The organism is Streptomyces sp. NPDC051133, assembly GCF_040682635.1.
Classification (GTDB): domain Bacteria; phylum Actinomycetota; class Actinomycetes; order Streptomycetales; family Streptomycetaceae; genus Streptomyces.
This window is the reverse complement of record NZ_JBFBBK010000014.1, coordinates 173,564-184,743: the sequence shown is the minus strand read 5'-3', so window position 1 is coordinate 184,743 and position 11,180 is coordinate 173,564. Positions and strand designations below refer to the sequence as shown.

The 11,180-nt window shown below is 69.5% G+C and carries 8 protein-coding genes; 1 reads left to right on the top strand and 7 read right to left on the bottom strand.

The window, feature by feature from the left end:
• The 4 genes from AB0N17_RS17165 to dxr form a co-directional block, all read right to left on the bottom strand.
• Positions 1-206, bottom strand: a 206-nt coding sequence (locus tag AB0N17_RS17165; protein ID WP_366012120.1) for a flavodoxin-dependent (E)-4-hydroxy-3-methylbut-2-enyl-diphosphate synthase, incomplete at its 3' end; no start/stop codon positions are given.
• A gap of 170 nt (positions 207-376) precedes the next feature.
• Positions 377-2,326: a recombinase family protein gene (locus AB0N17_RS17160; protein ID WP_366012119.1), complete on the bottom strand. Its 1,950-nt coding sequence runs from the start codon at positions 2,324-2,326 to the stop codon at positions 377-379.
• A 181-nt stretch (positions 2,327-2,507) separates the two neighbouring features.
• Positions 2,508-3,812, bottom strand: coding sequence for a site-2 protease family protein (locus AB0N17_RS17155; RefSeq protein ID WP_366012118.1), 1,305 nt, complete (start codon positions 3,810-3,812; stop codon positions 2,508-2,510).
• Positions 3,809-5,080 carry a 1-deoxy-D-xylulose-5-phosphate reductoisomerase gene (gene dxr, locus AB0N17_RS17150; protein WP_366012117.1) on the bottom strand — a complete coding sequence of 424 codons (1,272 nt, stop codon included), beginning with the start codon at positions 5,078-5,080 and terminating at the stop codon, positions 3,809-3,811. The genes AB0N17_RS17155 and dxr overlap by 4 nt, the downstream gene beginning before the upstream one ends.
• A 252-nt stretch (positions 5,081-5,332) precedes the next feature.
• Here dxr and AB0N17_RS17145 point away from each other — a divergent pair, with 252 nt between their 5' ends.
• Complete coding sequence (locus AB0N17_RS17145) at positions 5,333-5,806, top strand: hypothetical protein (RefSeq protein WP_366012116.1); 474 nt, start codon at positions 5,333-5,335, stop codon at positions 5,804-5,806.
• Positions 5,807-5,839: 33 nt separating this feature from the next.
• Here the strand turns inward: AB0N17_RS17145 and AB0N17_RS17140 are convergent, their stop codons facing one another.
• From AB0N17_RS17140 to AB0N17_RS17130, 3 genes are all read right to left on the bottom strand, one after another.
• The gene (locus AB0N17_RS17140) at positions 5,840-7,777 is read right to left on the bottom strand and encodes an acyl-CoA dehydrogenase family protein (RefSeq protein WP_366012115.1); all 1,938 of its coding nucleotides are present in this window, start codon (positions 7,775-7,777) and stop codon (positions 5,840-5,842) included.
• 239 nt (positions 7,778-8,016) lie between these two features.
• Entirely contained in the window at positions 8,017-9,390 is a 1,374-nt protein-coding gene (locus AB0N17_RS17135; RefSeq protein WP_366012113.1) for a S53 family peptidase, read from the bottom strand.
• Positions 9,391-9,611: 221 nt separating this feature from the next.
• Entirely contained in the window at positions 9,612-11,054 is a 1,443-nt protein-coding gene (locus tag AB0N17_RS17130) for an aldehyde dehydrogenase family protein (protein WP_366012111.1), read from the bottom strand.
• Between the last annotated feature and the right edge of the window lie 126 nt (positions 11,055-11,180).

Sequence of the window (11,180 nt, the reverse complement as noted above, 5' to 3'; positions counted from 1 at the left end):
CGGACGATCTGGCAACCGGACGCGGTGAGTTCCGCGATCTGCTGCAGAGTCGCACCGATGTCGGACGTACGGGTCGTGGTCATCGACTGCACCGAGACCGGCGCGTCCCCGCCGACCGCCACGCTTCCGACCTGGATCTGCCGGCTCTTACGGCGCTCGGCGAGCTTGGTCGGAACGGACGGCATGCCGAGAGAAATCGCAGTCATCTGCTGTGCAACCCCAAGTCGTGGATCAAGGTCCGGTCCCGTGAACAGCGGGCTCCAGGCTTCGAGATTACGGCACCGGCATCCGCGCGGGCACATCCCACCCGGTAAACACACTCGATGGAGGGCGGCCCGGAACCACGGGGTTCCGGACCGCCTCGAACGCCGGACGACTACGAGATTTTGACCGGGTTAACGACGTCCGGACCGTCTGGGGCTGGAGGGGCTTCGACGTCGAGCGCCGTACGGATGGCCAGCTTCGGCCGTGCCGCACAGCTCAACACCGGTGTACCCGTCCCCTCCTCGTTGAGAAGCCTCACGATCTCCGGCCACACACCGTCCGCCAACCACGTGCGCTGCCTGAAGCGAACCTTCCCGGGGGCACCGAACCGGTAAGGAAGGTCACGCCAGAGGATGCCGGTGCGCAGGCGGTGCAGCATTCCCGTGAGGGCCGCTCGAAGATCCAGAGGCGAGCGAAAGTGGTGCGCGCGGTACCTGGAACGGAGCAAGGCCTCGACACGTCGCCACTGACCGTCGGTGGGGTCGGGAGGAACAAGTGTCCCTGTGCGCTCATGCCACCGCACCGTCAAGCACTTCGTTCCTTCCCGGTACCGGAACTCGGGGTCGGCGATGTCCACGCGTACACCGGCCAACTCGATCAGACGACGTTGCTCGGCGGGCAGGAGCGAGTGAATGTCCGGAGCGGCTGCTCCCAGAACAGCTGTGCACCGGGCATCCCTGTCGCACAGGTTCTCCAGTTCGCTCAGCCAGTCCCGAGCGTGGGCCAGGATCCGCTCGAAGACCCTCTGCTCCGCTTCGAGCTGGCGCATCGCAGCGGCGATGACACGGTCGTGCCGGTCCTGGTCTCGCAGGTGATCGAGTTCCTCGGCGCACTGGGCAACGATTCGCCCCAGCGAGGCCACCCGTTCAAGATGCCGCACCAGCTGTGTCTGCGCTGCGGAGGAGGACAGGGTCGGCCTGCGGTGCACCGGCATCGAAGCGAGCAAGCGATTGATGTGCCGCGCGACCTGGTCCTCCACCTGATCAGCGGAAAGAGAGAGGCACCCGCAGAGAACAGCTGCGTTCCATCCTGAACAGCGATACGTCCTGACCTCGTCCTTGCTGCGGAAACACCCGACGTAGGGACGCCCGCACTGCCCGCGGATTCGTCCGGTGAGGGGGTACGCCCGGATGGGGTTCCTCCGCTGCCTGCTCAGCGCGGTCAACGCCTCGTGGAAGGCGCGGACCCGGTCTTCCGGGAGAAGCGACGGGAGCGGGATCACGACGGTGTCACCGTGCAGCGGACGTCCGTCACCGTCGAGCCTGGTGCAGTGGTCGCCCCATTGTTGATCAGGGCGCCGAAAGACCGCTTCGCCGACGAACGCGGCGCCCTGCAGGCGTCTGTGGAGGTTCACAGAGGACCAACGCTTACCGTTCCGGGTGGAAATTCCGCGGCTGTTCAGTTCGTCCGCGAGTTCCGAAAGAGTGCGTCCGCCCTCGATCACGAGGTCGGCCAGAAGCCTCACCACCTCCGCCTCCCCTGGATCCACTTCGAGAGTCGAGCCGAAGGCGCCCTTCCCGCTGATCCGGTAGCCGTAGGGAGGTGGGCCACCCGGCCATCCGCCGTCGACCGCCTTCATTTGCCGACCGGACTGGGTGCGGCTGACGATTCGCCGGTACTCGGCCTCCACCTCGCGTGCGAGCCGGTCCACCGTGAGCCACCAGTCGAGACCGGAGTCACCCAGGGTCTCGGCGCAGCACTCCACCCGCGCTCCGGCATCCTCGATCTGCCAGATGCAACGCCAGATGGCCGCCTCGGTTCGTCCCAGACGGTCGAGGCGATGCACGAGGACGAGATCCACGTGCCCCGCGGAGATGTCGTCGAGGAGTGCCTTCAGGCCAGGACGCGAGACCGTCGAGCCTGACTCGCCCATGTCCTCACGAGCCCCCACCAGACGCCATGACGACCGCTCTCCCACGAACGCACGCGCGGCCTGCGCCTGCGCCGGAATTCCGTACTTCCCTTTCTGCTCCGCAGTGGAGACCCGCATATACACGGCGACAGCAACGGTCTCCGTGTCCTTGACCTTGTCCTCTGCGCGCAGCGCAGTACCTTGCTGCATGTCAGTCCCTTCCAGACTGGCCGGACCCCAGGGTGTTGGCGCACCGCTGGGGTCACCCATGAACAGCAAGAACGTACGAAGGTCGACCCCGCCCCGTAGGAAAAAGTCGCGCCCTTCACTCGCGTGAGGTACACGAGCGAAGGGCGCGCCCTGCCGTCGGTCGACAGGGAATGACCGGTTGCTAACTGATCTTGACCGGGTTAACGACGTCCGCGATCAAGACCAAGATCGTGAAGCAGACGAAGATCCCGGCCACCACGTAGGCCACCGGCATGAGCTTGGCCACGTCGAACGGGCCGGGGTCGGGGCGGCGCAGCACGCGGGCCAGGTTCCGCCTGAGGGCCTCCCACAGGGCGCCCGCGATGTGACCGCCGTCGAGCGGGAGGAGCGGGAGCATGTTGAACAGGAACAGGGAGAGGTTGAAGCCGGCGAGGAGCATCACGAACATCGCCACCTGCTGGGAGGCGGGGATGTCGAGGGTGGCGATGTCGCCGGTGATGCGGGCCGCGCCGACGATGCCCACCGGGGAGTCCGGCTCGCGCGGGCCGTCGCCGAAGGCGGCGTTCCACAGGGCCGGGATCTTGCCGGGGATGGCGGCGAGGGAGTCGACGGCGTCGCCGACCCGGTCGGTCATCCAGGTCACGGACTCGCCGAAGCTCTGGTGGACGACGCCGGTGGCCGCGCTGAAGCCGAGGAAGCCGGCCTTGACGTACTTGCCCTCGACGTAGCTGCCGCTGGAGTCCTTCTCGGTGACCAGGTTGGTGGTGATCTTCGCGTGCAGGGTCTCCTGGTGGCCCTTGCGGTCGACGACGATCGCCACGTTCTTGCCGGCGCTGTCGCGGATGAGGTCGGAGAGCGTGTTCCAGTCCTTCGTGGGCACGCCGTCGAAGGAGACGATCTTGTCGCCCGCCTTCATGCCGGCCCGGGCCGCCGGGGACGCCGGGTCGGACTTCTTGCAGGAGTCGCGGTGCTCGGTCTGGGCGATGGAGCACGGCGAGACCGAAGCGACCGTGGTGGTCTGCTGCTGGATGCCGAAGCCCATCAGCACGGTGAAGAACAGGGCGATCGCGAGGATCAGGTTCATGAAGGGGCCGGCGAACATGACGATGACGCGCTTCCACGGCTTGCGCGTGTAGAACATGCGCGTCTCGTCGCCCGGCTGCAGCTCCTCGAAGGCCGCCGAGCGGGCGTCCTCGATCATCCCGCGCCACGGCGAGGTCGAGCGGGCGGAGACCCGGCCCTCCTCGTCGGGCGGGAACATGCCGATCATGCGGATGTAGCCGCCGAGGGGGATGGCCTTGATGCCGTACTCGGTGTCGCCCTTCTTCCGCGACCAGACGGTCGGGCCGAAGCCGACCATGTACTGCGGCACACGGATGCCGAAGAGTTTGGCCGTGGACAGGTGCCCCAGTTCGTGCCAGGCGATCGAGACGAGCAGGCCGACCGCGAAGACTACTATGCCGAGGATGAACATCAAGGTCGTCATGCACGCGCCTCCGCGGTCGCCGTCGTGGCAGTGAGTTCACGGGCCCGGGCCCGCGCCCAGGTCTCCGCTTCGAGGACGTCCGACACGGTCAGTGAAGTTCCCCGGGCCGGGGTGCCGTGTTCCTCGACCACCCGGGTCACGGTCTCCATGATCCCGTTGAAGGGCAGCGCGCCGCTGCGGAAGGCCTCGACGCACTCCTCGTTGGCCGCATTGAACACCGCCGGGGCCGTGCCCGCGAGCTGCCCCACGTGCCGGGCGAGGTTCACCGAGGGGAAGGCCTCGTTGTCCAGCGGGAAGAATTCCCATGTGGAGGCCTTGCTCCAGTCGAAGGCGGGAGCCGCGTCGGGGACGCGTTCGGGCCAGCCCAGACCGATGGCGATGGGCCCGCGCATGTCGGGGGGCGTCGCCTGGGCGATCGTGGATCCGTCGGTGAACTCGACCATCGAGTGGACATACGACTGGGGATGCACGACCACCTCAATGCGGTCGAAGGGAATGTCGTAGAGGAGGTGCGCCTCGATGACCTCCAGGCCCTTGTTGACGAGGGTCGCGGAGTTGATCGTGATCACCGGGCCCATCGCCCAGGTGGGGTGGGCGAGGGCGTCCTCGACGGTGACGTTCGCCAGCTCGGCCTTGGTCCGGCCGCGGAAGGGGCCGCCGGAGGCGGTGACGACCAGCTTGCGGACGTCGGCGCGGGTGCCGGAGGCGAGGGCCTGGAAGAGGGCGGCGTGCTCGGAGTCGACCGGGATGATCTGGCCGGGCTTGGCGAGGGCCTTGACCAGCGGGCCGCCGACGATCAGCGACTCCTTGTTGGCGAGCGCGAGGGTGCGACCCGCCTCCAGGGCGGCGAGGGTGGGCGCGAGGCCGATGGAGCCCGTGATGCCGTTCAGCACGGTGTGGGCGTCGGAGCCGGCGACCTGGGTGGCCGCGTCCGGTCCGGCGAGGATCTCGGGAAGCGGCTCCCCGGCGCCGTACTGCGCGGTGAGCGCCTCGCGCAGGGCGGGTACGACGTCCTCGCGGGCGACCGCGACGGTGCGCACCCGCAGCCGGTAGGCCTGCTCGGCGAGGAGGGCGACGCGGCCGCCGTTCGCGGAGAGGGCGGTGACCCGGAAGCGGTCGGGGTGGCGCAGCACGAGGTCGATGGCCTGGGTGCCGATGGATCCGGTGGAGCCGAGGATCACCACGTCCTTGGGGCCGTCCCCGGCGGCGGGGTCGTAGACGAGGTGCGGATCGGCGAGGGGTGCCGGACGGGCGGGGCTGTCGGTCATCCCCCCATTCTTGCCGCAAGCGGTGACCGCCCGTGCGACCCGGGTCGCGGGCCGCACGGGAGCGTGAATCCCGGGGGCGATTTCACATCGGAATCACATCGGAAGAACCATCCCATCCGGTGATGAAACGGCTGTACTGAATTCGGGGGAGGCTGTTGCGGAATCCCGTACCCGTGGGCGGCGGAGGTGGCATCCTGCGCGGTGGCCCTTCGATCAGGGCCGGAACGGGGAGGGATCTTCACGATGCACCGCATGCGCACGGCCGCGGCCGCTCTCACCACGGCCGGTCTCGTCACCGCCGCCCAGCTCGGTCTCGCGGGAGCGGCTTCGGCCGCGGCCGAAGCCACCGCGCCGGCGAGCGCCGGCTGCCCGCTCGACCTGGTCTATCCGAGCCGGTTCTCCGTGGACTCGCACGGCTGGGTGACGAACGGCGGCCTGTACTTCGGCATCAGGAACAAGAGCACGGCCAAGAGCTTCTCGAAGGTCACGTTCACGGTCACGGACGTCCGGAACATCCGCTTCGGCGCGGCCACGCCCGCGGGCGGCAAGGTCACCCACAAGACGTCGAAGACCGTGTCCGTGTACGCCTCGGCGCTCGGGAGGAAGGCGGGCCTCGGGGTGAAGGTGCGCACGCACCTGCTCGACTTCCGCAGCTACCGGGTGAAGTTCACCCTGCACGGGTCGGGCTGGACCTGCGCCGTGAACCAGGGCACCTGGGGGGCCTGAGCCCCCGGGTGCCCGGTTCCGACAGAGGCGGGGTCACGTGCCGTAGGGGCGGCGGGCGTTGTCGCGGGTGGCCGGTCCGGGGGTCGCGTCGGCGATCCACGGGCCGTCCTCGGACGGGTCGACGATGCCGTCCTCCAGCCAGGTGTAGGCCCCGCCGAGGACTCCCTTGACCACCTTGCGGTCGAGGTCGTCGGTGTTGGTCCACAGGCGGCCGAAGAGTTCGTCGATCCGGATGCGGGCCTGGCGGCAGAAGGCGTCGGCGAGCTGGTAGGCCTCGCGGCCGTGGTCGCCCTGGCGGCGCAGCCGCTCGGCACGGACGCAGGCGGCGCTCATCGCGAACAGTTCGGCGCCGATGTCCACGATCCGGCCGAGGAAGCCCTGCTTGGTCTCCATCCGGCCCTGCCAGCGTGACATGGCGTAGAAGGTGGAGCGGGCGAGCTTGCGGGCGGTGCGCTCGACGTGGCGCAGGTGTCCGGAGAGGTCGACCTCGTGTTTGAACTCGCTGTACGAGGTGGGTAGTTGTCCGGGGCCCGCGACGAGCTTCGGCAGCCATTTGGCGTAGAAGACGCCCGCGTTCGCGCCGGCCTTCGCCTTGTCCGTCAGGGACTTGTCGGGGTCGATGAGGTCGCCGGCGACGGAGAGGTGGGCGTCGACGGCCTCGCGGGCGATCAGCAGGTGCATGATCTCCGTCGAGCCCTCGAAGATGCGGTTGATGCGCAGGTCGCGCAGCATCTGCTCGGCGGGGACGGCCCGCTCGCCGCGCGCCTTCAGGGATTCCGCCGTCTCGTAGCCGCGTCCGCCGCGGATCTGGACCAGTTCGTCGGCCATCTGCCAGGCCATCTCGGAGCCGTAGAGCTTGGCGAGGGCGGCTTCGATGCGGATGTCGTTGCGGTCCTCGTCGGCCATCTGCGAGGAGAGGTCGACGACGGCTTCCAGGGCGAAGCTGGTGGCCGCGATGAAGCTGATCTTGGCGCCGACGGCCTCGTGCAGTGCGACCGGTTTGCCCCACTGCTCGCGCTCCGCCGACCATTCGCGGGCGATCTTCAGGCACCACTTGCCGGACCCGGCGCACATGGCGGGCAGGGAGAGCCGGCCGGTGTTGAGGGTGGTGAGGGCGATCTTCAGGCCGGCGCCCTCGGGGCCGATGCGGTGGGCGGCCGGCACGCGGACCTGGTGGAAGCGGGTGACGCCGTTCTCGATGCCGCGCAGGCCCATGAAGGCGTTGCGGTTCTCGACCGTGATGCCTTCCGACGTGGCTTCCACCACGAACGCCGTGATGCCGCCCTTGTGGCCGTCGGACTTCGGTACGCGCGCCATGACGACGAGCAGGTCGGCGACCACCCCGTTGGTGGTCCACAGCTTCACTCCGTCGAGGACGTAGTCGTCGCCGTCGGGCACGGCCGTGGTGGCGAGGCGGGCCGGGTCGGAGCCGACGTCCGGTTCGGTGAGCAGGAAGGCGGAGATGTCGGTGCGGGCGCAGCGGGGCAGGAAGGCGTCCTTCTGCTCCTGGGTGCCGAACATCTTCAGCGGCTGCGGTACGCCGATCGACTGATGGGCGGAGAGGAGGGCGCCGACGGCGGGGCTGGCGGAGCCGACCAGGGCGAGGGCCTTGTTGTAGTACAGCTGGGTGAGGCCGAGGCCGCCGTACTTGGGGTCGATCTTCATGCCGAGGGCGCCGAGCTCCTTGAGCCCGGTGACGACCTCGTCGGGGATGCGGGCCTCGCGCTCGATGCGGGCGCCGTCGATGGTGGACTCGCAGAAGGCGCGCAGCTTGGCGAGGAAGTCCTCGCCGCGCCGGGCGGATTCGGGGTCCGGGAGGGGATGGGGGTGGATGAGGTCGAGCCGGAAGCGGCCGAGGAACAGTTCCTTGGCGAAGCTGGGCTTGCGCCAGTCCTGTTCCCGGGCGGCCTCCGCCACCTGGCGGGCTTCGCGCTCACTGACGCTGTTACGTGGGGTGGTGGTGGCGGACAAAGGGGGCTCACCTCACCGCGAGAGGGACGACTGGGATGGTTCAGTACCGACCAGTGCTACTGGATCGTTGGTACCCGAAACGGGCCGACCTCACCACCCCTCGCGCGTCCGATCGGCCGATCCGGTGCGTCCGGCGGGCCGGGTCGCCTTTCGGGGCCGCCGGGAGACCGAAGGGGCCCGGCACCGCGAGCAGCGGTGCCGGGCCCCCGGGTCGGCCGGCGTTGCGGAGCCCTACGGCGTCAGCCGTGCCGGGCGGCCTTCGCCAGGGCCGGTACGAAGCGGAGGGCGTCCAGCGTGCCCACGCCGGTGGCCATGTCGTAGCCCTTGACGGCCTTGTAGCCCTTGACGCCCTCGTAGGTGTTGTCGGTGCCGTCGTTGACGTCGACGACGCCCGGGTTCTTGTGCTGGGCGAGGGTGTAGAGCGCCTGGTTGATGTTGCCCAGGCGGTGGCCGGCGGCCTGGTCGGCGAGGGCGACGATGCCCGAGAAGAGCGGGCTGGCCTCGCTGGTGCCGCCGCTGACGTCCCAGCCGGTGGCGGTCGGGTCGAAGCTGGAGTACACCCAGGCGCCGCCGTTGACCGCGGCGGCCATCGAGATGTCCGGGGTGCCGCGGCGGGTGCCGACGACGTTCTTCACGCCGTTCTGGAAGGACGGCCGCGTGAACACGTGGGACTGGCCGCCGCCGCCCGCGCCGTAGTCGTTGTACACGCTGTCCGGCTCGACCCGCTCACCCTTGTCGTTCAGGTGGAGCTGGGTGCCGCCGATGGAGGTGACCAGCGGGTCGGAGGAGGGCCAGGAGTTGACCCGCTTCTTGTAGTAGGTCTTGCCGTCCGTCTGCAGGTCGGTGGCGCCGCCGTCGCCGGAGGAGGCGAGGACCGTGACGTGCTTGCGGTTCGCGTCCTGGAAGGCGTAGCGCAGGTTCTTGAGGCTGGAGAAGTCGCCCTTGCCGAAGCCCGGGAAGGTGTTCTCCGTGGCGCCGAAGCTCTGGCTGATGACGTCACCGACGCCCTGGTCGATGAGGTGCTTCTCGGCGCTCATCATCTCCGGCAGGCCGGTGGTGCCCTCGGTCTCCGAGACCGCCGTCTCCACCAGCACGATCTTCGCGCCCGGCGCCACGGCGTGGGCCATCTCGACGTCCAGCGTGGTCTCGCCGGCCCAGCCGGTCATGTCGGCGTTCTTGGGGTCCCAGGTGGGGACGTGGCCCCACTTGACGACCTTCACCTTGGTGCTGGGCAGGCCGAACTGCTTGCTGTACACGTCGAGGTCGTGCTGGACGGTCGGGGAACCGTAGGAGTCGACGATGACGATCGTGCGCCCCTTGCCCGTGATGCCCTTCTTGTACAGCGGGTTCAGGTTGTACGCGGTGCGGTACTGCAGCGGGTTGTAGCAGTTGATGTGCCACTTGCTCTGGCACTGCGCGATGGGCAGCGGGCTGGCCACACCGTGGACCAGGGTGTGCCCCGCGACGGCCGGTGCCGCGAAGGTGTGCGGTACGCCGGCGGGCGCGGCGCTGGTGGCGCCTGCCGAGGAGGTGGTCGCCAGTGCGGCGGCCACGAGTGCGGCGGTCGCGACAGCGGAGGCCGCGACGCCGCGCCCGGTACGGGCTATGTGCATGAAATCCCCTGAGTGGTCCGGAGTCGGACGTGATGGTCGACTCGCATCCCATCGAGTGAGTCATGCACAGAACAAGACTATTGACCGGTCGATGCCGAATCCTTTACCCGGCAAGAGGAACCCCCGGCCGAAGACCGGGGAAGCGGCGGGCGAAAAAGGAAACGGCCGGAGCCCCCGCACAGTAGGCTCCGGCCGTTCCGGTCTGACCTGTCCGTGGCAGGTCAGAGCGCGAGACCGGTGAGAACCAGCACGCGCTCGTAGGTGTAGTCCTCCATCGCGAACCGCACGCCCTCGCGGCCCACACCGGACTGCTTGGCGCCGCCGTACGGCATCTGGTCGGCGCGGTAGGACGGGACGTCGCCGATCACCACGCCACCGACCTCCAGGGCACGGTGGGCGCGGAAGGCGACCTGCAGGTCGTGGGTGAACACGCCCGTCTGGAGGCCGTACTTGGAGTCGTTGACCGCGGCGAACGCCTCGGCCTCGCCGTCGACCTTCTGCACGGTGAGGACCGGTCCGAAGACCTCCTCGCAGGCCAGCGTCACACCGGCCGGTACGTCGGTGAGGACGGTCGGCGCGTAGGAGGCGCCGTCGCGCTTGCCACCGGCGAGCAGGGAGGCGCCCGCGGCGACCGCCTCGTCCACCCAGGACTCGACGCGCTTGGCGGCGTCCTCGCTCACCAGCGGGCCGACGTCCGTCGCGTCGTCGCCCGGGTCACCGGTGACCTGGGCCTCGACGGCGGCGACGACGCGCGGCAGCAGCCGGTCGTAGACGGAGGCGTCGGCGATCACGCGCTGCACGGAGATGCAGGACTGGCCGCCCTGGTAGTTGGAGAAGGTCGCGATGCGGGTCGCGGCCCAGTCCAGGTCGGCGTCGCTCGCCCAGTCGCCGAGGACGACGGCCGCGCCGTTGCCGCCCAGCTCCAGGGTGCAGTGCTTGCGCGGCGCCGAGTCCATGATCGCGTAGCCGACCTTGTCGGAGCCGGTGAAGGAGATGACCGGCAGGCGCTCGTCCTGGACGAGGGCGGGCATGCGGTCGTTGGGCACCGGGAGGATCGACCAGGAACCGGCCGGCAGGTCGGTCTCGGCGAGCAGCTCACCGAGGATCAGACCGGAGAGCGGGGTGGCCGGGGCCGGCTTCAGGATGATCGGGGCGCCGACGGCGATGGCCGGGGCGACCTTGTGGGCGCACAGGTTCAGCGGGAAGTTGAACGGCGCGATGCCGAGCACGACACCCTTGGGGAAGTGGCGGGTGAGCGCCAGGCGGCCCTGGCCACCGGCGTCGGTGTCGAGGCGCTGGGCCTCGCCGCCGTTGAACCGGCGGGCCTCCTCGGCGGCGAAACGGAACACGGAGACGGCACGGCCGACCTCGCCACGGGCCCACTTGATGGGCTTGCCGTTCTCGGCGGAGATCAGCTGGGCGATCTCCTCGGTGCGCTCGGCCAGCCGCTTGCTGACGTGGTCGAGGGCGGCGGCGCGCACGTGCGCCGGGGTGGCGGCGAACTCGTCCCGCACGGCGTACGCGGCGGCCACGGCCTCCTCGACCTGGGCGTCGTTCGGCACGCCGACCGTGCCGACGAGCCGGCCGTCCCACGGGGAGGTGACGTCGAAGGTGTCCTCGCCGGTGACCTGGCGGCCGGCGAGCCAGAAGGCGGTGGAAGTCATGTGCGCGTCCCGGCCTTTCCGCGTTTGAGGGGTGTGCTTGGCTTTCGTGCTCCACGGTAGGGGCGGGGCGGCCCGAGGTCGTTTGTCCGAGTCGTAGCAGTCGGGGCGAGGGGCACTACGGAATGG